The sequence below is a fragment of the Caldifarcimen microaerophilum genome, from assembly GCF_055387105.1.
The window spans coordinates 1,885,381-1,903,314 of record NZ_AP038914.1 but is presented as its reverse complement, the minus strand read 5'-3'; the positions used below and the strand labels follow the sequence as shown (position 1 = coordinate 1,903,314).

Genomic DNA, 17,934 nt, shown 5'->3' with positions numbered 1-17,934 from the left:
ATTCATGCCCCACCTCCTGGATTCTGTTCTTCAAGGGGTACGACGAACAGCCTGTTTCCTTCCTGTCTCACCACCCGGATCCTGTCGCCGGGCTGGAGGGGCGCGTTGCTTTCGGCAAGCCAGTCTTCCCCCGCCACCCGGACCACCATCCGGTCACCTTCCGAGAGAAGGACCTTCCCCTCCTGGCCCACCACGCTTTCTGGCGTGAAGGCCCGTTCAGTGGGAAGCCGGCGAAGGAGACGGCGGGAGGCCAGCACGATGGCAAAAGCCAGGAGGAGGCCCGTCCCCACGCTCACGGGAAAAGGTGCGCCGAGGAGAAGCAGAAATCCCGCGGCGAAGGTTCCAGCCCCGAGGGCAAAAAGATCAAACTGGGTGGGAACCCCGAACTCCAGGAGCATCAAAAGGGTACCCAGGCCCAGGAAAACGTAGGCAAGCACCCGTTCCTGCATGCTCAAAAGATACAGCCTCTCCTGGAACCCTGCAAGGGTTTCAGGGGTCCAGACGGGGTGTTCAGGGTTTCACAAGACGAAAAGACCGAAGGTTCCCCCCTTCCATCCGAAGGATATACATCCCGGAAGGGAGATGCCGGATTTCTGGTGAGGTCAGCACCACCCGGTCGGCAGGGGGAACACGGGTTTGAAACACTTGCCGTCCCTGAAGATCGTACAGGGCAAAACGCACAGGCGTGGGGGGTGTCTTTTGAAAGGTCACCACGATTCGATCCCTGACCATTGGCGAGACGGTGACCCCGGGGAAGTCCCGTGCTCCCTCCGCAATATCGGTAAGAAGCAGGCGATAAATCTGCACGCCCATCGTTCCGTCGGCAACAAACACAAAGGGTTCCGCGACGAAAACGCCCACAGCGATCCCCGGGGTGTCGTAGAAACCGATCTCCACCGGACTGGTGGAGTCCGAGACATCCAGAACCCGGAGGCCTCCCACTCCGTCCGCCACCAGGGCAAGGGATCCCGAAATCCAGAGATCGTATACGGTGCCCGGTGTGTCAAACGTCCCCACCGCCACGGGATTGGAGGGGTCAGAGATATCGAGGATCTGGATGCCGGCGCTGCCGTCTGCCACAAAGGCGAGGGTTCCGGCAATTCTCACGGATCGCGAGGTTCCGGGGGTGTCATAAGCCCCCGCTTCCACCGGATTGGAGGGGTCGGAGATGTCGATCACCCGCACACCTGAGTCATAAGCGGCCACATAGGCATGGTTGCCCCCAACGGTGACGCCATAGGCATTGCCCGGTGTGGCGAAAGATCCGGATTCCACAGGGTTCTGAGGATCGGTGATGTTCATCACCCGCAGTCCAAACTGGTAGTCCGCCACATAAGCGTATGAACCGGTGACCACCACATCGCTGGCATACATGGGGGTTGTGGTGGCGCCGATTTCCATCGGGCTGGTGGGGTCCGAGATCTGGATCACCCGCAGTCCCCAGAACCCATCCGCCACATAGGCAAGGGTGTCCACAAGATCCAGCCCTTCTGCGCTCCCCGGCGTGCTCAGAAAACCGGTTTCCACGGGATTTGTGGTGTCCGCGAGGTCCAGGATGCGCAGGCCGGAGCCATCCGCAAGGATCACGTGATTCCCGAAAAGGGAAAGGTCATGAACATAGGCAGGCACATCAAACCGACCCACTTCCACCGGACTGGTGGAGTCCGAGACATCCAGAATCCGAAGCCCCCGGGCAAAACTCGCGGCCATGACATAGTTCCCAAAACCGTCCACGTTCCACACGGTGCTTCCCGGGAGATAAAAGCCGGTTTCCGCCGGGCTGGTGGGATCCGAGACATCAAGGATTCGAAGACCCATATAAAGGTCGGCCACATAGGCGCGGTTGCCGGATACAAACACTCCCGATGCGGATCCAGGCGTGTCCAGAAATCCAATCTCCACCGGGTTTGTGGGGTCGGACAGATCCACCACCCGGAGTCCGGCGTATCCCGCTGCGACAAACGCCAGCGTTCCCACCACCTGAACATCGTAAGCCGGTCCTGTGGCCAGAGAGCCTGCTTGCACGGGGCTGGTGGGGTCGGAGGTGTCCAGAATTCGCAGCCCGCTTCCATCCAGGAGCAGTGCATAGTTTCCCCAAACGGAGACAGCAAGAGCAAGGTCCGGTGTGACGAACGAACCCACCTCCACGGGATGGGCTGGATCAGAGATATCCACCACCCGCAGGCCCTGATCCCAGCTTGCCAGATACGCGTATGAACCCGCCACAGCAACATCAAAAACTTTCCCGGGTGGACAGAACCGGGAAATCCTGATGGGGCTGGTCGGATTGACCACATCCCAGGTTTCCAGTCCTCCGTCCGCGGATGCGATCAGCAACCGCCCCGTTCCCGGGTTGTAGGAGAAGTTCACCACGCTTCCACGGGTTCGGATCTCGGAGAGTTTCACCGGGCTGGCAAGATTCTGCAGATCCAGCAGCACGACACCTCCTCCCGAGCTCAGGAACGCGAGGGAGCGTGCTGAATCCACAGCGACCGCCCTGGAAGGGCCAAAGGGCCAGTTTCCCACGAAACTCACATTCAGGGAGTCAAATCCGCTCAGGGAATTCGCACCGGGAACAACCCCCGCCAGAAGCAATACCCATGCATGGATCATCCTACCCCCTCCTGTTCAGTTGAACCGATATCCAACCATACACCCCTCCCGGTGAAGGGTCAAATCGGAGTCCCCCCCGGGACCTTGATGTTTCGCCCGTTCGCCCCTACACTTCACATATCCCTGTGCCCCCGTAGCTCAACGGGATAGAGCAGCGGATTTCTAATCCGCAGGTTGGGGGTTCGAGTCCCTCCGGGGGCGCCTGAACAAGGAGTGCAGGATGCGCTGGCTGGTCCAGGGTGTGGTGGGTGCTTCGGTGATGTTGCTTCCGGGGGTTGCCTCCGCCTGTCCCTTTTGCAACGTGGACGGGCCGGTGATTCGCTGGTTCGTGGTGTTTGTGGTGGGACCCTATCTCCTCGGGGCGGTGATGATGCTCTTCTGGTCGGTTTCGGCCGGCCATTACGAAGACACGGAAGATCCTAAATTCCGGATGCTTGTGCTGGATGAAGAAACCGGTGTGCGGTCGGACACCCTGACACAGGGAGATGGGTGATGGACATTGCGGGCGATCTCGCCCAGTACTGGGTTGCCTTTCTCTTCGGTGTTGCCGCGCTGGGTGGCGTGGGCGGTCTCTTCCTCTGGGCCTTTTTCTCCGGGCAGTTTGAGGACGTGGAGGAGCCATCCCGGCGGATGCTGGATCTGGAAGACGAAACGGGGGTGAAACCATGACCGAAAAGGCCAGAAAAGACGGTGGCATGCCTGCCTGGCTGATTCTCCTGTGGGTCGGGTTCCTGGTGTGGATCGTGGGCTATATCGTGATCAACCTTCTGGGCCCCAGTCCCTGGACACCGGCCACCCCGGCGGGATGACGCCTGAAGAGCGGTACGGCGAAAAGGCCATTCGGGAGGCCCGGCTGGAGGCCTGGCCCAACCCCAATCCCGAGCGGGATTATCTGATCGAAATCACCTTTCCGGAGTTCACCTGCCTGTGCCCCCGGTCGGGCTATCCGGACTTCGCCACCATCCACATCCGCTATGTTCCCGACGAACACATCGTGGAACTTCGGTCCCTCAAACTCTGGCTGAACAAGTTTCGGAATCGATATATTTCCCACGAAGCGGCCACCAACGAAATCTATGGGGCCCTGCACGATCTCCTGAAACCCCGTTTCCTTGAAGTGGTGGGGGACTGGAATCCCCGGGGGAACGTCAAGACGGTGATCCGGATTCGCTCCGACGGGCGATATGAAGGGCCCGGTGAAGCAGGGCCGTCATCCGGGTCACATGGGTCCCCGGCCAGGTGATCCGGCCACACCGGGGACACCGGTGGAAAACCCTCTGGGTGAGATAAACATAGAGCGGGACCTGGCCCCGCGCCTCAGAGGGTGAGATGCGCTCAAGGAGGGCGTTGCATTCCATGCACCGCAGCCCCGGGCGGACCTCCTGCGGGAAGGCACGCAAAACCTGAACAAGCTGATCCTCCAGGTTTTCGGATTCCAGAACCACCACATCGGAGCGGTGTCCGAAGCGGCGCCGGTTTCGGGTGAGAAGGAGGCGGTTCTCCCGGAGGGCCGTGCGATAGGCTTGCAGGGAATCCGGGAGCACCTGAACATCATAGCCGGCGAAGCGAAGCATCCGGGCCAGACGCACCACGGTTCCATCCGCCACAAAACGAAACCTCGGGGTCATGGTTATTCCACGTTGCGGGACTGCTCCTTGAGCTGGTCCACGATCTCCCGCATCTCAATGGTGAGGTGGACAAGTTCGGGCAGGCTGGATTTGTGGGCCAGGGTGGTCCACTCCCGGTGAAGCTCCTGAAGAAGAAACTCCACTTTCCGGCCTTTCGGACCCGGTTCCCGAAGGGCCTGGTCCAGTGCCTGGATGTGGGATTCCAGACGGGTGAGCTCTTCCTCCCCTTCGATTTCCTTCCGGATCCGTAAATAGAGGTCCGCCACCTCGGGAGGCGTTTCGTCCTCTTTCTGGAGTTCCGGGAGCTTTTCCTTCAGCCGTCGGATTTCCCGCTCTTTGAGGGTCCGGGCTTTTCGCAGGCCCCGTTTGAGTTGCTCCAGGGCCTCGATGAAGAAACGCCGCAGGCGTTCCCCTTCCGCCTTCCGACTCTGGACGAGTTCTTTCAGGGCGGTGTCCACCAGTTTCAACACCGGTTTTTGAGGGGGTGCTTCCCGCATCCGGCTCTGCTGAACCAGCTGAAGGAGATGCGGGATATCGGCCACAGGCTGAACCCCCCGACGCTGGAGCTCCTCCACCAGGCTGGAGATCTGGTCCCAGGGGAAGGCTTCCCGGGGTAGGGTGAGGGGGGTGGCGTAGATCCGGATCCAGACCTTCCCCCGGTGGAGGTGCTGGTTCACCCGCTCCCGGATGGGAATTTCCAGGAGATCCCAGCCCGGAGGAAGGGAAAACCCGAAATCCACCGAGCGGTGGTTGAGGGATTTGGCTTCCACCCGGACCCACAGATCCCCCACCCGACCCTCCGCCTGTCCAAACCCCGTCATGCTGGTGACACGGATAGGGGAGCGGCGTTTTCGTCGTTTTCGGCTCACTCCACCGTCACGCTTTTGGCAAGGTTCCGGGGCTTGTCCACATCGCAGCCCCGGAGGACGGCCACGTGATAGGCGAGAAGCTGGAGGGGGACAATGGCCAGGATGGGCGTGAGATAATCTTCTGTGGGCGGGATCCAGAACACCTCGTCGGAGACCTCTTTCCCCCGCTGGTCACCCTGGGTGAGGACGGAGAGAACTTTCCCACCCCGTGCCCGGATCTCCATGGTGTTGGACAGGGTTTTTTCCCAGACGGCGGTGCGGGGGTTCACCACCACCACCGGCCAGGTGTCGTCAATGAGCGCCAGGGGACCGTGCTTCATCTCCCCTGCCGCATATCCGGCGGCGTGGATATAGGAGATCTCTTTGAGCTTCAGGGCGCCTTCCAGGGCGGTGGGATAGTGGAGGTCCCGTCCGAGGAACATGAAGTTGTTGGCCGATGCGTATTTCTCCGCCACCGCCCGGATGAAGGGTTCCTGAGCCAGGATCTCCCGGATCTGATCCGGGAGGTTGAAAAGGGCCTCAACATACCGTGCATACACGTCTTCTTCCAGGAAACCCTTGAGGCGGCCGAGCTCCAGGGAAAGGAGGGTGAGGGTGAGGATCTGCGCGGTGTAGGCCTTGGTGGATGCCACACCGATTTCGGGTCCGGCGTGGAGATAAATCACGTAGTCGGACTCCCGGGCAATGGAGCTGTCCACTACATTGACCAGGGAAAGAACTTCCAGCCCCTTTTCCCGGGCCATCCGCACACCGGCAAGGGTGTCCGCGGTTTCCCCGGACTGGCTGATGGCCACCACCAGGGTGTCCGGATCCAGCACGGGTTCTCTGTAGCGGAATTCGGAGGAAAACTCCACGGAGGTCTGGATACGGGCAAGGCGTTCCAGGAGATATTGCCCCACCATGCCAGCATGGAGGGACGTCCCCGCAGCCTGGATCACCACCCGACGTTTGGAGAGGAGAAGTCTCCGGAGGTTGTTGTCTTTGAGGAGCTGAACCTCTCCGTGGCGGATATACTGGGAAAGAATGCGCTCCACCACCCGGGGCTGTTCGTGGATCTCCTTGAGCATAAAATGGGGATAGGGCCCCTTCTCAGCATCCTCCATATTCCAGGGAATCTCCCGGACTTCTTTTTCGATGGGGATCCCGTCGAAGTTGAAGATCTGGTAGTCGTCCCGGGTGATGACCGCGATTTCCTCATCTCCCAGGATGATCACCCGGCGGGTGTGGGAGAGAATGGCCGGGATATCCGAAGCCAGAAACATCTCCCTGTCCCCCACGCCCACAACCAGGGGGCTGTCTTTCCGGACGCCGATGAGTTTGTCCGGTTCCTGCTCGGCAAGGATCACCAGCGCAAACGATCCCTTGAGACGCTGCACCGTGGCCAGCACGGCTTCAAAGAGGGTTTTTCCCTCCCGTAGGTAATCCTCGATCAGATGGGGGATCACTTCGGAATCCGTTTCGGAACGGAACGTGTGCCCTCGGGCCAGGAGTTCTTCCCGGAGTTCCTGGAAGTTTTCGATGATGCCGTTGTGGGCCACGGCGATCTTGCCCTCGCAGTCTGTGTGAGGATGGGCGTTGATGTCGGTGGGGGCTCCGTGGGTGGCCCACCGGGTGTGCCCCAGGCCCACCCGGGCGGTGGAGGGCCGGCCGTTCACCAGGGTATACAGGTGTTTGAGCCGTCCGCTTCGTTTGGCAATCCGGAGACCCTCCTGCTCCAGGGTGGCCACCCCGGCGGAATCATAGCCCCGGTATTCAAGCTTCTCAAGCCCCACCAGGATCACGGAAGTCACATCTTTTTTCCCAACGTATCCAACAATCCCGCACATGGCCGCATCTCCTGTCTGGTGCCGGAGGTGGGACTCGAACCCACACGGGGAAACCCCAGCGGATTTTGAATCCGCCGCGTCTGCCAGTTCCGCCACTCCGGCACACCCGGACATCGTAAATTGTACAGGATAGAGCGGTCAAGGTTCAACTGTGGGGATCTGACCTCCGGACAAGAGTTCGGACAGGGGTGAAAGGGAGGTGGGGATCCTCCGGGGGAAAGCTGTATACTTTCCCCTCGGATACGCTTTCCTGGAAGCCCGATCACTGCGGATCTCTTCCATGGCTCGCAAGATGAAAGGCGTTTCTGAAGGTGCCGCGTATAAGCGTATCCAGCGCTTCCTCGAACATTTTGATCCCCATGAAACCCTCTGGAGGCTTTTCCCTGAAACCGCTCCTTTCGTGATCGCCGACGTCACCGAAATCGAAAGACCCCAGGCCCGCAAGACAGAATACGTCGGAACCCTGAAAGATGGCAAAACCCGCGGCTTCTGGCTCCTCGTTGCGCTCTCCTGCGAGGACGCGCCATCCCCTTTGCCATGACCACCTTCTCTTCAAGAACCCTCAAAGATACGGGAAACTCACGAAATGCCGTCCACATCCAGACGCTTCTTTCCTGGAAGGTTCTCTGGAAATCGTCCCCTTGTGATGGACCGGGAATTCAGCTATACGACTCTCCTGCGCCATCTCTCACCCCATGGCGTTTCCTGAAGGAAACGCCATGGGGACCCCGGAAAGTATTCGTTAGTCAACGTGGGCGTGGGGGCGGGTGACCTTGATGGCTGATGACCACACCGGAACCTGAAGAAGCGCTGCGGTTGTGTCGGAGGCGGATGGAGAGGAGATGGGGGAATCGTTCCGGGACAAAAGCTGGTAGGATTTTTGCTCCTGGTCTACGGTATTGTGCTGCTTCTTGGAGGAGAGGTACGCCAGGAACTTTTCCGTCGTACAGGCTCTGCAAGATGGAAACGCTTTTCCGGACCTTTTATCCTGCTTGAGAAGAAATGGCGATTGCCACCCAAAGAATGGAGATCCTTGATTCAACGTGTGCACCACACGTTCATCCAATCCCTCTTCCCCGGTGTCCGAACTCATGGGTGAACTTCAGTGGGGATCGTTTCTGTTCTTGACGCCATGATGGGCAAGGTGTACAATACACGGCGAACGGCTTGCCTGAACGGGATCGGTCAAATCGGGGAGGTGCGATCATGATGGATGTGTTGTTGTTTGTCCTGTTCATCCTCCTTCCCACCCTGATCATGGTGCTGGATGTTTACCGCTTCATGAAAGGAGGCGAAACATGAAGCGGGTGGCGCTCGTCCTTTTGCTTCCCTCTCTTCTTCATGCCGGCGACATTCACGCGGGAGCGGTCTGGGTCACCTTCGCCGTATATCTCGTCCTCCTCTTGGGAATAGGGCTGTACGGAGAGCTGCGTTTTTCCCGTGGGTATAAAGATTTTGTCGCAGCCGGGAAAAGTCTGGGCGCGTGGGTGACGGCCATTTCAGCGGCGGCGAGTGCGGAAAGCGCGTGGCTGATCCTCGGACTTTCCGGCATGGGCTACACCCAGGGGTTCGCCGCGTACTGGATTGCCCTCGGGGGGATCCTGGGCTACTGGTTCAACGCACGGTTTATCATGCTTCCTCTGAAGCGGGAAGGTGATCGGCTGGGAAGTCTCACCCTGTCCGATTATATCGAGCACAAACTCCAGGACCCGAAGCATCTTCTTCGGGTGTTATCCGCCCTGATCATCACCATTTTCATGACCGCCTATGTGGTGGCGCAGTTCACCGGAGCTGGCAAACAGCTTGAGGGGATGGGCCTCACGTCGTATACCACCGGGGTGTGGGTGGGCGCGGTGGTGATCGCCCTGTATGTCCTGATGGGGGGCTATGCGGCCGTCTCCTACACGGACCTGATCCAGGGGCTTCTCATGGCCACCGTTCTGGTCCTCTTTCCCCTCTGGGGGGTGGTGATGGCCGGTGGACCGGTGGAGCTCTGGCGGGTGGCAACTGAACTGGAACTCACCCACATCTGGGGTCCCCATGCCTTTGCCCTGGGGGCACTGGGGGTGATTCTCGCGGAAGCCCTGGGCATCGCCTTCGGTTATCCGGGCATGCCTCATGTCGTGATCCGGTATTTCACGGTGAGAAATGAGACGGAGGCCCGTCGGGCTGCCTGGATTGCCATCGTGTGGAGCGTGCTCGCCTATTTCGGCGCGGTCACCCTGGGGATTGTTGCCCGGGTGCTGGTGGCCCAGGCGAAAATGCCCCAGCCTGCCGATCCCGAAAAAGCCCTCGCCGTGTTCACCGCCACCTTCCTCCATCCCGTCCTGGCGGGTGTGGTTCTTGCCGCTGTGACGGCCGCCATCATGTCCACGGCGGACTCCCAGCTCATCTATGCCTCCACCACCCTGGTGAACGACCTGTATCTTGCCATGACCGGCCGGCGCCTGGAGTCCCGGAAGCTCGTCTGGACCACCCGGGCCGTCATTGCTGTGCTTGCGGCTGTGGCGCTCGGGCTGGCCCTCATGAATGTGCGGTTCATATACCGTTTCGTGCTCTATGCCTGGAGTGCCCTGGGAGCTGCCTTTTCGCCCATCGTCATCCTGTCTCTCTATGACCGGAAGTTCAACCGATTCGGGGCCCTGACCGCCCTCCTTGCCGGTCCCATCGTGACCATTCTGTGGCGGGATGGTCTGGGACGCCCCGGAGGGCTGTATGAACTCTTCGTGGCCTTCCCCGTGAGTTTCGCCCTGGCCTGGCTTGCAAGCCGCCTGGTGAAAACGTCATGACCACCGATCCCCGCGCGCTTGCCCGCAGGATCATCACCGAAGGGGTGGAGCGGGAGGGCTATCGGGTTCTCCGGATTATTCTGTTCGGGAGCCGGGCACGGGGCGATGCACGCCCGGACAGCGACTGGGACTTTCTCGTTGTGGTGGACCGGGAAATTCCACGCCCTCTTGAACGATACATCCGCCTGCGCATCCGCAGGACGTTTGTGAAACACGGATTCTGGGGAGACATCGTTTTTGAAACCCCTGAACGCCTGGAAAAGCAAAGAAACAACCCCGGGTTCTTAACCTACTACGTGTTGAGGGAAGGCGTGGAACTATGAACGAGGATGCGGTCAGGATCTGGATGCGCAGGGCCGAAAACGATCTGAAAACCGCCATGGACGAACTGCAGACACGGGAACCCGCCACCGATACCGTGTGTTTTCACGCCCAGCAATGTGCGGAAAAATATCTGAAAGCGTTTCTCGTGTTCCACGGTCAGGAAATTCCCCGAACCCATGATCTCTCCCTTCTTCTCCACCGCTGTATGGAAATCGATGAAGCATTTCGTGTCCTTCTTGATCAGAACGTGGATCTCCTGACCGATTATGCCGTTCAGGTTCGATACGATTCCCCTGTTTTCCCTTCCGTGGATGAAGCCCGGGAGGCGGTTCGCCTTGCCCGGATGGTGCGGGATTTTGTCAGGGAAAAACTGGCATCCAGGGGATTTTCCCTGTCATGAATTGCGAACGCCAGCAATGCTCAAACAAGGAGGTTGCAGTATGAAGCGATGGTGGTGGCTTGCGCTCCCCGGCATAACCTATGGGGGCGGATTCGCCCTGTCGGGGACAGGCGTGGTGCCCCAGGGTATGGCCGGTGCGGCCTCGGCCTGGGTCTCGGATCACTCTGCGATTTTCTGGAACCCGGCCGGACTGGCTGCCGCGCCCCGGGAAGTGGCCCTGTCCGGTGTGGGGATCCGTCCCGTGATCTCCTATGAACCAAAAACGGGGCTGTATTACTATGATGGAGGCTTTGCCTGGCGCACCCGGGTGGCCAACAAGCAGGGCTGGATCCCCGTGCCCTCGGGCGGTGTGACCTTCCCGATGGAAGACAAAGATCTTGCCCTCGGCCTTTCCCTCTTTGTACCTTTCGGTCTGGGGGGAAGCTTTGATCTCTTTGACCTTCCCCTGGGCTACTATGCCTACGATACCCTCTACACCCTCCAGGACGCCCCCACCTATCCCCGGTATGACTGGGAGAGCAACCTTCAGGATGTGGTGGTTGCACTGGGCGCGGCCAAAACGTTCGGACAGATTCAGGCCGGTCTTTCTGTGGGAGGGGCGTACACGAAAATCTATCTCCGGCGTCCTGTTGCGGTTTTCACCGGTGAGACCGAACTCCCGGTGCAATACAGCCACTTCTTTGTGGACCAGAAAATGGAGGCGTCGGGTATTCACGCCTTTTTCTCCGCCGGACTGCGCTATCAGCCGGTGGAGAACGTCTCGGTGGGCGCGTCCGTGCGTGGAGGAACCAACCCGAATCTCTCCGGAACCGCCGATCTCACCCTGTATCTTCCGTATAACCGCTATATTGCCAGCCAGCTTGCCCAGGATCCGGATCGGGCAGCCGATTCTGTCCTCTTCCTCGGGGGCACCCGGAGTTCCACGGCGGATGTGAAGGCGACGTTGCCCCTGCCCTGGACCTACACGGTTGGCCTGGCCTGGCGACCTGTCCCCAGCGTGCTGGTGGCTTATGACCTTTCCTACACCACCTGGGGGGATCTCCAGACCGTGAAGGCTCAACTGGATGGAAACGATCCCCTTGGGCAACCTCTGGAGGATGAGGAGCTTGCCTTTTTCTGGAAGAGTACCCTTCGGCACAGCCTGGGAGTAATGTACAGCCTGGAGACCGTGAGTTTCCGGGGCGGGGTGTATTACGATCCCACCCCCATTCCCCATGCCACCCTCACGCCTCTCATCCCGGACATTGGGGCAAAGTGGGGGCTGAACCTGGGCTTCTCCTATCAGGCCACCCCCCGGATTCGCATTGACGGACACTATGAATTCCTGTATGTCCCCGAACTGGACTTCACCGGCCTTGAAGACCCCGATGCGGACAACACGGCGGACAACATGCCCGGAAAATACTCCATGGACCTTCAGGCCCTTGAATTCGGCGTGGCCTACACGTTTTGAGGAGGTGAACCATGAAACGCATGATTTTCCCGGTTCTTGCCCTGGCCCTGTTTCTCGGGGGGTGCTCCAGTGTGAAAGAGGTGGAGGGCCCGGAGATCACCCGGAAGGGGACGGTGGAGGTGCTGGATGTCCCTTATGCGGGTCTCCTGCCCTATGATCCGGCCACCGATACCAGAGTGTACGTGTATCTTCCCCCCGGATACGATCCCAACCGTACCGACCCGTATCCGGTGCTCCTCCTCCTTCACGGTTTTGGAGCCAATGGGGCCTCCTGGCTGGAGGTATTCACCGTTGACCAGATGATGGACTATCTGATCAACGCCGGAGAGGTGGAGCCCTTCGTGATCGTGATGCCCACGGGGCGGAACGCCCTGGGCGGAGGCTGGTATACGGACGGGGCCTTCGGGCAGTATGAGACCTATGTGACCCAGGTGGTGCGGGACACGGTGCTGGCCCTCTACAACGTCTCGGACACCAACTGGGTGATCGCCGGGCAGTCCATGGGAGGCTATGGCACCGCCCGTCTGTTCTCCCGTCACCACGACATGTTCCGGGGCGCGGCCATGATGGAGGGAATGCTCAGCCTGGAAGCGGTGATTGAAACCGACCTGGACGGAAACGGCCGTCCGGACATCCTGGATCAAATTTTCATGGAGAACAACGGACCCGTTCCCACGGACGTGCCCCTGGCGGCCCTGCTGGGACCGGACCGGGTGGTGACCACCTTCATGACGGCCATGGCTGCCCAGTGGTCCTTCGCCGGGGTCAAGTCGCCCGACGCCCTGGATCCGTCCCAGGGGGAGTTCTGCCTCCAGCCGCAGGGTTCGTATTGCCTTGTGGTGCGTCTGCCTTTCCTGAACGACACGTCCCTTTATGACACGAGCCAGATCCTGATCCCCTCTGTGTGGCAACAGTGGCTCACCCAGGATGCCAAAACCATGCTGGTGGATTCGGTGCAGGCGGGCGTGATTGCGGGCAAACCCATTCTGATCCTCGCGGCGGCTCAGGACGACTATCTCCTCCAGTTCCACGCCCGGAAACTCCACAGTGAACTCCAGCAGGCGGGCTATCCGGATTCGCTCCTCCACTTTGCGGAATACGAAGGGTACGGGGTCTATCCCCCCAACCTGGTGCCGCCCGGCCACACCCAGTATATCTATCTGGACCTGAGGCAGGTCCTGGTGTTTGCGGACCGGGTGTTCCGGGATCTTTCCTTCTCCCTTGACCTCCCGTGAACTGAAAACCGCCGGGACCCCAGGAAGGGTCCCGGCGGTGGTTCTTGCCTTTATCTGTGTCTGGTGGATCCTTCAGTTCTGGCTTTATCCTGTCACGGTGGCACGCTATTTTCCCCTGCTTTTGGACCATCTGGACCAGCCCACCCAGATCTTCTCGCCGGCGTATGTGTTCCCCGTGGAAAATTACCTGCTCTGGGCGCTTCTCCGGGTTTTCAGGGTGCGCACCCTTTCCACGTTGATCCTGTTTCACTTCGTGGTTCTCACCCTGCTGGTGAGCGCCTACTTCCTCACGCTGCACCGATCCCTTTCCCTATCTCAACGCTTGCGCGGCATGACCCTCTTTTTCCTTTCCCCTTTTGCGTTCACGGCAGGCGTCCTGCATCTTCCAAACAACGAGGGGCTGCTGTTCCTTCTCATGGTGCTTGCCTGGGGTATCCGCCTGCCTTTGGGACGGGCAGCCCTGGGATTTCTTCTCGGCTGGACTCACTATCCCACGGCGTTTCTGGGATGGATAGCCTGGATGATCTCACGGCGAAAACGCCCGGGCATCTCAGAAAGTGCCCTTCTGGCCGGGATCATTCTCGGCTGGATCACCCTGCGGTTGTATCTCATCCGGCTCGGGGTTCCCCCGGATTCCCGGCTGCAGTTTTTTGCCCTGTGGACGGACAAGATTTTCCTGTGGGGAGGTGCCACCCTGCCCCTCTGGATCTGGAGCATGCTGGGCCCCCTCTGGGTGCTTCTCGCTCGCCTTCCCCGCGAAAGGAGAAAGGGGTGGATGGGGGCGCTGGGGATTGCATGGCTGGGCAGCGCGCTGGCCATGGACCGAACCCGGATTGCCAACGCCATCCTGCTCTGGCCCATGCTGGACGGAATGATGGCCAATCCGGACATGCTGGATCGGGTGGATGACCGCGCTCTATGGGCCCTGGTGGGGTTCTGGGTTTTCTGGCCCTTCACCTATGTATGGGAAAATCATGTCCTTCTCCCTTATCTGGGGTTCCGGACCCTCCCGTTCTGAGTCAGACCACGATGTCCCCAAATTCCCCGGCGAGCTGGTCCATCACCCGGGCGATCCACCGCATGAAGGACCGAACATCATCAATGTGGAGAGCATCCCGGAAAGTTAGGTAGGTGGTGAGACCCACCACCTCCAGATCTTCATCCATCCAGAAGCTCCCCACGTTATACCGGCGGTTCATGTCCATCAGACGGTGGAGGATCTCCTCACCCGACAGGGAGGGGTTGGGCCGGAAGAAGAGGTGGACCACCACCCGATCAATGGAATCCGTTTGAAGACGGGGCTGGAAGAGATAGGTGAGGCCTTCATATCGCACCCGGAAATCCCCGTCGTCGTCCACCTCCCCCACATCAAAGCCGTGTTCCCCCAGGAAAGCCTGGAGTTTCTGGCCTGCCACCGTGTCGTCTTCCCCCTTCAGGATCAGAATCTCGGCCATGATCAACCTCCTTTTGTGTTTTTACCCTGGCGCAAGGCTGAAAGCACTTCCTGAGCCATCGTATCCCGGTTTTGCCGGGTGAGCCGAAAGACGGTCTCCCCTTCCAGGCAACCCCAGGACCGTAAGGTGCCTTCCAGTTTCATCTGAAAGGTCCCGAGAAAAACGGGTGGAAAGGAGGCGTTCTGGACCCAGGTTCGAAAGGGAGTATACCGGAGCTCCATGGGTCCCACCTCATCCACCACCACCAGCGTGGAATTCGACGCTGACTGGAGGCGGGGAAGAGCGGCCTGGAGTCCGCCAAAGGTGAGATAATACCGTCCCAGACGTTCTCGTCCGATGGGGCGCACGTGGGCAAGAAGGAAACGGAGCCCTTCCGGAAGAAGGATAAGTTCAAAACCCACCCGTCTCCCCTCCTCCCGGATCTCCCGGGTGAAGAATCCCTGGACCGGTCGGCCCGCCTCTCTCCAGGTGTCCACCACCCGCTCCACCAGCGTGGTCTTGCCCACGCCGGGAGGCCCGGTGATCCAGACGCGAAGGGATTGCTTCATGTTCCGGGAAGAAGGATCTCAAACTCGGTGTGGCCGGGGCGAGAGGTGACCAGGCGAACCTGGCCCCCGTGCCACTCTTCGACGATTTTTTTCACCACCCAGAGTCCCATGCCCCATCCCCGGGGTTTGGTGGACACCCGCATGGAAAAGAGATGGCGGCGGACATCCTCGGGAACCCCTATCCCCTGATCCACCACCCGGAGGCGGACGTGCCGGGTGGGGAGTTCATCCACAATCACGCGGATGGACCCGCCGTTCTGACTTGCTTCCATGGCGTTTTTCACCAGGTTTTCCACGGCCCACCGGAGGAGGATTTCATCCCCCCGGACCCGGGCCGGGCGAAGGTCGAGCACCAGATCCACCCCCCGGAGCCACCGGCGTTTCCAGCGATACCCCCAGCGCTGGAGGGCCTCCGAAAGGTCAAAGATCTGAAACGCCGGCGGCTGACCGATGCGAGAAAACCGGAGAGAAATATCCCGCAGGTCTTCCAGGTCCTGTTCCATCTCGTCCAGGATGTCCGGGAGTTCCTCCGGAGAAGATTTCAGGTGCTCCACCCACCCGAACAGACTGGACAGGGGCGTGCCCATCTGATGGGCGAGCCCCTTGGCAAACAGGGCCCAGAGTTCCCGGGCATAGGCTTCACTCAGGGTGTGGGCCGACCAGATCATACCCACAAGGCTCAAAAGTCCCACCACGAGCAGAATCCATGGGAGGGTTCGGGCAAGCCGAAGGAGCGGTGGAGGTGTGAAAAAGAGCCGTCCCAGGTCAAACCCCTCATAGGAAAGGGGGACTTCCAGACCGGACTGACGGGCGGTTTCCACAATGGAAAGGACCTTTCTCTGATCTCCTGGAGAAAGGGAGTCAAACGGAACAGCCACCGGTTCGTCGGGAAGGCCGGGGATGTTGCGCCAGGCCTGCGGTTTGCCTGTGGGGTCCGTGATCACGATGGGAAAATCCAGGCGGGAAAGGACATCGTCAATGAGGTTGGCGGGGATTTCCTGATTGCCCGGAAGGGTGAGGAGCGCCGAATACAGCCGGGCTGTGAGATCCACCTGACTCCGGATCCGTCCTTCCAGGGCGCGGACGAGATAAAAGGCTGCCCCCACCGAAAGGAGGAGGAGGATTCCGGTGAACACCAGGAGGCGGGGGACAATGGTCCGCGGCAACAGGGTCACCCCCATTCCACCACCACCGCCCCCCAGGTGAACCCTGCCCCGAAAGCCACCATCAGCACCCGGTCACCGGGCCTGAGGAGACCCCGGGCATCCATTTCGGAAAGGGCGATGGGGATGCTTGCAGCCGACGTGTTGCCGTATCGGTCCAGATTGACATACACCCGTTCCGGCGGCACGCCCAGGCGCTCCCGGGTGGCCTCAATGATCCGCAGGTTGGCCTGATGGGGCACCACCCAGGTGATGTCATCCGGGGAAAGCCCCGCTTTTTCAAGGGCCTGGAGGGAAGCCTGCTGCATGGCGATCACGGCGTGCTTGAACACCTCCCGGCCCACCATTTTCACCACGTGCTGCTTGTTCCGAACAGTTTCCTCCGACGCAGGAAGCCGGCTCCCTCCGGCTTCCTGGATCAGGAGATCACCCAGGAAACCGTCCCCTCCCAGCACGGCCGAGAGAAGGGTGTCGTTGTCCGATTTTTCCAGCACCGCCGCGCCGGCCCCGTCGCCGAACAGAACGCAGGTGTTCCGGTCCGTCCAGTCCACAATCCGGGACAGGGTTTCCGCACCCACCACCAGCGCATAACGCCAGTCCGGCATAACCTCCAGAAGCCCTTTCGCCTGAACGAGGCCATACACAAAGCCCGGACAGGCCGCTTCCATATCGTAGCACGCCCGACCCCGGATGCCCAGTTTGGCCTGAACCAGGCAGGCCGTGGCGGGAAACATGTGGTCCGGCGTGGCCGTGGCCACCAGGATGAGATCCAGATCCTCAGGCGCGATCCCCGCCCGTTCCAGGGCATTTCGGGCGGCCTTCACCGCAAGGTCTGACGTGGCCTCCTCCGGGGAGGCGATCCGACGTTCCCGGATCCCCGTCCGGGTCCGGATCCATTCGTCGGAGGTGTCCACCATCTTTTCCAGATCAAAGTTGGTCAGAACCTTTTCCGGAACGTAGTGACCCATCCCTCGAATGCGCACACCCACGGTGATCCTCCTATGCAAGGGGCATGCCCAGATAAAGCATGCCGGCAAACCGCATCCAGGGCACCAACCACCACCCGATCACATCCAGCCCCAGGCGAGGCAAAAGAAGGAGCACAGCAAGGAGCAGAAGCCCGCCCCACCGTTCCATCTGGATCACCCAGGGCCGGGGGCCCACCAGACTGGAGAGAATTCGCCATCCGTCCAGTGGGGGCACAGGGAAGAGATTGAAGAAAGCGAGCACCAGCGAAATAAAGACGAAGGCAAACAGCATGGCTTCCAGGCCTCCCGCCGGACCCGGGAGCCCCTGAAGGAGGCCAGAACGCAGAAGGAGGGCCGCAGGGAGGGCCGAAAGCAGGTTGGACAGGGGTCCCGCAAAGGCCACAAGGGCCATATCCCGCCGGGGATGACGAAAATAGGCGGGATTCACCGGAACGGGTTTGGCCCATCCAATGTGGATCAGGACAAGAAGCACAAGCCCAACCGGATCGATGTGGCGCAGGGGATCCAGTGTGAGACGTCCCAGGAGTCTGGGCGTGGGGTCGCCCAGACGAACGGCCGTCCACGCATGGGCAAACTCGTGCACGCTCAGGGCCAGGAGAATTCCGGGCAGCCACATGGCCAGTTCATACAGAAATCGCTCCAT

The 17,934-nt window shown here is 60.3% G+C and carries 22 protein-coding genes and 2 tRNA genes; 13 read left to right on the top strand and 11 right to left on the bottom strand.

From position 1 onward, the window contains the following. Nucleotides 1-2 precede the first annotated feature (2 nt). Nucleotides 3-449 (bottom strand): NfeD family protein, encoded by a 447-nt coding sequence (locus AC6HU3_RS08995; protein ID WP_497473435.1) that lies wholly within the window; start codon nt 447-449, stop codon nt 3-5. A 61-nt stretch (nt 450-510) separates the two neighbouring features. Then, complete coding sequence (locus tag AC6HU3_RS08990) at nt 511-2,613, bottom strand: T9SS type A sorting domain-containing protein (protein WP_497473434.1); 2,103 nt, start codon at nt 2,611-2,613, stop codon at nt 511-513. Between the two features lie 127 nt (nt 2,614-2,740). Between AC6HU3_RS08990 and AC6HU3_RS08985 the strand changes: the two genes are divergently transcribed. The 5 genes from AC6HU3_RS08985 to queF all read left to right on the top strand — a co-directional run bounded on the left by AC6HU3_RS08985 (nt 2,741) and on the right by queF (nt 3,856). Then, nucleotides 2,741-2,814: transfer RNA gene (locus tag AC6HU3_RS08985), tRNA-Arg, on the top strand. A 19-nt stretch (nt 2,815-2,833) separates the two neighbouring features. Continuing rightward, nucleotides 2,834-3,106 carry a cbb3-type cytochrome oxidase assembly protein gene (locus AC6HU3_RS08980; protein WP_497473433.1) on the top strand — a complete coding sequence of 91 codons (273 nt, stop codon included), beginning with the start codon at nt 2,834-2,836 and terminating at the stop codon, nt 3,104-3,106. Beyond that, nucleotides 3,106-3,282 (top strand): cbb3-type cytochrome oxidase assembly protein CcoS, encoded by a 177-nt coding sequence (gene ccoS, locus AC6HU3_RS08975; RefSeq protein ID WP_497473432.1) that lies wholly within the window; start codon nt 3,106-3,108, stop codon nt 3,280-3,282. Before AC6HU3_RS08980 ends, ccoS begins: the two co-directional genes overlap by 1 nt. After that, a complete protein-coding gene (locus tag AC6HU3_RS08970) occupies nt 3,279-3,422 on the top strand; it encodes a hypothetical protein (RefSeq protein ID WP_497473431.1) in 144 nt (47 codons plus the stop codon). Before ccoS ends, AC6HU3_RS08970 begins: the two co-directional genes overlap by 4 nt. Beyond that, a complete protein-coding gene (gene queF / locus AC6HU3_RS08965) occupies nt 3,419-3,856 on the top strand; it encodes a preQ(1) synthase (protein ID WP_497473430.1) in 438 nt (145 codons plus the stop codon). The genes AC6HU3_RS08970 and queF overlap by 4 nt, the downstream gene beginning before the upstream one ends. On the opposite strand, the gene AC6HU3_RS08960 is transcribed toward queF, so the two are convergent. From AC6HU3_RS08960 to AC6HU3_RS08945, 4 genes are all read right to left on the bottom strand, one after another. Then, nucleotides 3,762-4,241: a Mut7-C RNAse domain-containing protein gene (locus tag AC6HU3_RS08960; protein WP_497473429.1), complete on the bottom strand. Its 480-nt coding sequence runs from the start codon at nt 4,239-4,241 to the stop codon at nt 3,762-3,764. The genes queF and AC6HU3_RS08960 overlap by 95 nt on opposite strands. A gap of 2 nt (nt 4,242-4,243) precedes the next feature. After that, the gene (locus AC6HU3_RS08955; protein ID WP_497473428.1) at nt 4,244-5,062 is read right to left on the bottom strand and encodes an endoribonuclease YicC domain-containing protein; all 819 of its coding nucleotides are present in this window, start codon (nt 5,060-5,062) and stop codon (nt 4,244-4,246) included. Between the two features lie 44 nt (nt 5,063-5,106). Beyond that, complete coding sequence (gene glmS, locus AC6HU3_RS08950; RefSeq protein ID WP_497473427.1) at nt 5,107-6,936, bottom strand: glutamine--fructose-6-phosphate transaminase (isomerizing); 1,830 nt, start codon at nt 6,934-6,936, stop codon at nt 5,107-5,109. 16 nt (nt 6,937-6,952) lie between these two features. Beyond that, nucleotides 6,953-7,038 (bottom strand) — tRNA-Leu (locus tag AC6HU3_RS08945). Between the two features lie 178 nt (nt 7,039-7,216). Between AC6HU3_RS08945 and AC6HU3_RS08940 the strand changes: the two genes are divergently transcribed. The 8 genes from AC6HU3_RS08940 (at nt 7,217) to AC6HU3_RS08905 (ending at nt 14,155) form a co-directional block, all read left to right on the top strand. Beyond that, a complete protein-coding gene (locus AC6HU3_RS08940; protein WP_497473426.1) occupies nt 7,217-7,477 on the top strand; it encodes a hypothetical protein in 261 nt (86 codons plus the stop codon). Between the two features lie 339 nt (nt 7,478-7,816). Next, nucleotides 7,817-8,035, top strand: coding sequence for a hypothetical protein (locus AC6HU3_RS08935; protein WP_497473425.1), 219 nt, complete (start codon nt 7,817-7,819; stop codon nt 8,033-8,035). 199 nt (nt 8,036-8,234) lie between these two features. Beyond that, on the top strand, nt 8,235-9,725 hold the full coding sequence (locus AC6HU3_RS08930; RefSeq protein WP_497473424.1) for a sodium/proline symporter: 1,491 nt from the start codon (nt 8,235-8,237) through the stop codon (nt 9,723-9,725). After that, the gene (locus tag AC6HU3_RS08925; protein ID WP_497473423.1) at nt 9,722-10,048 is read left to right on the top strand and encodes a nucleotidyltransferase domain-containing protein; all 327 of its coding nucleotides are present in this window, start codon (nt 9,722-9,724) and stop codon (nt 10,046-10,048) included. Before AC6HU3_RS08930 ends, AC6HU3_RS08925 begins: the two co-directional genes overlap by 4 nt. A gap of 23 nt (nt 10,049-10,071) precedes the next feature. Next, complete coding sequence (locus AC6HU3_RS08920; protein ID WP_497473422.1) at nt 10,072-10,449, top strand: HEPN domain-containing protein; 378 nt, start codon at nt 10,072-10,074, stop codon at nt 10,447-10,449. Nucleotides 10,450-10,489: 40 nt separating this feature from the next. Beyond that, nucleotides 10,490-11,902: an OmpP1/FadL family transporter gene (locus AC6HU3_RS08915; protein ID WP_497473421.1), complete on the top strand. Its 1,413-nt coding sequence runs from the start codon at nt 10,490-10,492 to the stop codon at nt 11,900-11,902. Between the two features lie 11 nt (nt 11,903-11,913). Beyond that, the gene (locus AC6HU3_RS08910; protein WP_497473420.1) at nt 11,914-13,137 is read left to right on the top strand and encodes an alpha/beta hydrolase; all 1,224 of its coding nucleotides are present in this window, start codon (nt 11,914-11,916) and stop codon (nt 13,135-13,137) included. Nucleotides 13,138-13,174: 37 nt separating this feature from the next. Next, on the top strand, nt 13,175-14,155 hold the full coding sequence (locus tag AC6HU3_RS08905) for a hypothetical protein (RefSeq protein ID WP_497473419.1): 981 nt from the start codon (nt 13,175-13,177) through the stop codon (nt 14,153-14,155). A 1-nt stretch (nt 14,156) separates the two neighbouring features. Here the strand turns inward: AC6HU3_RS08905 and AC6HU3_RS08900 are convergent, their stop codons facing one another. From AC6HU3_RS08900 to AC6HU3_RS08880, 5 genes are read right to left on the bottom strand one after another with little or no spacing between them, the layout of a single operon-like run. After that, nucleotides 14,157-14,591 carry a YbjN domain-containing protein gene (locus AC6HU3_RS08900; protein ID WP_497473418.1) on the bottom strand — a complete coding sequence of 145 codons (435 nt, stop codon included), beginning with the start codon at nt 14,589-14,591 and terminating at the stop codon, nt 14,157-14,159. A 2-nt stretch (nt 14,592-14,593) separates the two neighbouring features. Continuing rightward, on the bottom strand, nt 14,594-15,139 hold the full coding sequence (locus AC6HU3_RS08895) for a nucleoside-triphosphatase (RefSeq protein ID WP_497473417.1): 546 nt from the start codon (nt 15,137-15,139) through the stop codon (nt 14,594-14,596). Further along, nucleotides 15,136-16,314 (bottom strand): sensor histidine kinase, encoded by a 1,179-nt coding sequence (locus tag AC6HU3_RS08890; protein WP_497473416.1) that lies wholly within the window; start codon nt 16,312-16,314, stop codon nt 15,136-15,138. The genes AC6HU3_RS08895 and AC6HU3_RS08890 overlap by 4 nt, the downstream gene beginning before the upstream one ends. After that, nucleotides 16,311-17,309: a beta-ketoacyl-ACP synthase III gene (locus tag AC6HU3_RS08885; protein ID WP_497473415.1), complete on the bottom strand. Its 999-nt coding sequence runs from the start codon at nt 17,307-17,309 to the stop codon at nt 16,311-16,313. The genes AC6HU3_RS08890 and AC6HU3_RS08885 overlap by 4 nt, the downstream gene beginning before the upstream one ends. Further along, the gene (locus AC6HU3_RS08880) at nt 17,302-17,934 is read right to left on the bottom strand and encodes a site-2 protease family protein (RefSeq protein ID WP_497473414.1); all 633 of its coding nucleotides are present in this window, start codon (nt 17,932-17,934) and stop codon (nt 17,302-17,304) included. Before AC6HU3_RS08880 ends, AC6HU3_RS08885 begins: the two co-directional genes overlap by 8 nt.

What these genes read in the sequence shown, in the direction of transcription:
- AC6HU3_RS08900 (WP_497473418.1), bottom strand. Translation starts at nt 14,591, where the DNA reads ATGGCCGAGATTCTGATCCTGAAGGGGGAAGACGACACGGTGGCAGGC.
- AC6HU3_RS08910 (WP_497473420.1), top strand. Translation starts at nt 11,914, where the DNA reads ATGAAACGCATGATTTTCCCGGTTCTTGCCCTGGCCCTGTTTCTCGGG.
- AC6HU3_RS08880 (WP_497473414.1), bottom strand. Translation starts at nt 17,934, where the DNA reads ATGGAGCGATTTCTGTATGAACTGGCCATGTGGCTGCCCGGAATTCTC.
- queF (WP_497473430.1), top strand. Translation starts at nt 3,419, where the DNA reads ATGACGCCTGAAGAGCGGTACGGCGAAAAGGCCATTCGGGAGGCCCGG.
- AC6HU3_RS08915 (WP_497473421.1), top strand. Translation starts at nt 10,490, where the DNA reads ATGAAGCGATGGTGGTGGCTTGCGCTCCCCGGCATAACCTATGGGGGC.
- AC6HU3_RS08925 (WP_497473423.1), top strand. Translation starts at nt 9,722, where the DNA reads ATGACCACCGATCCCCGCGCGCTTGCCCGCAGGATCATCACCGAAGGG.
- AC6HU3_RS08920 (WP_497473422.1), top strand. Translation starts at nt 10,072, where the DNA reads ATGCGCAGGGCCGAAAACGATCTGAAAACCGCCATGGACGAACTGCAG.
- AC6HU3_RS08990 (WP_497473434.1), bottom strand. Translation starts at nt 2,613, where the DNA reads ATGATCCATGCATGGGTATTGCTTCTGGCGGGGGTTGTTCCCGGTGCG.
- AC6HU3_RS08955 (WP_497473428.1), bottom strand. Translation starts at nt 5,062, where the DNA reads ATGACGGGGTTTGGACAGGCGGAGGGTCGGGTGGGGGATCTGTGGGTC.
- AC6HU3_RS08960 (WP_497473429.1), bottom strand. Translation starts at nt 4,241, where the DNA reads ATGACCCCGAGGTTTCGTTTTGTGGCGGATGGAACCGTGGTGCGTCTG.
- AC6HU3_RS08895 (WP_497473417.1), bottom strand. Translation starts at nt 15,139, where the DNA reads ATGAAGCAATCCCTTCGCGTCTGGATCACCGGGCCTCCCGGCGTGGGC.
- AC6HU3_RS08980 (WP_497473433.1), top strand. Translation starts at nt 2,834, where the DNA reads ATGCGCTGGCTGGTCCAGGGTGTGGTGGGTGCTTCGGTGATGTTGCTT.
- ccoS (WP_497473432.1), top strand. Translation starts at nt 3,106, where the DNA reads ATGGACATTGCGGGCGATCTCGCCCAGTACTGGGTTGCCTTTCTCTTC.
- AC6HU3_RS08930 (WP_497473424.1), top strand. Translation starts at nt 8,235, where the DNA reads ATGAAGCGGGTGGCGCTCGTCCTTTTGCTTCCCTCTCTTCTTCATGCC.
- AC6HU3_RS08940 (WP_497473426.1), top strand. Translation starts at nt 7,217, where the DNA reads ATGGCTCGCAAGATGAAAGGCGTTTCTGAAGGTGCCGCGTATAAGCGT.
- glmS (WP_497473427.1), bottom strand. Translation starts at nt 6,936, where the DNA reads ATGTGCGGGATTGTTGGATACGTTGGGAAAAAAGATGTGACTTCCGTG.
- AC6HU3_RS08995 (WP_497473435.1), bottom strand. Translation starts at nt 449, where the DNA reads ATGCAGGAACGGGTGCTTGCCTACGTTTTCCTGGGCCTGGGTACCCTT.
- AC6HU3_RS08970 (WP_497473431.1), top strand. Translation starts at nt 3,279, where the DNA reads ATGACCGAAAAGGCCAGAAAAGACGGTGGCATGCCTGCCTGGCTGATT.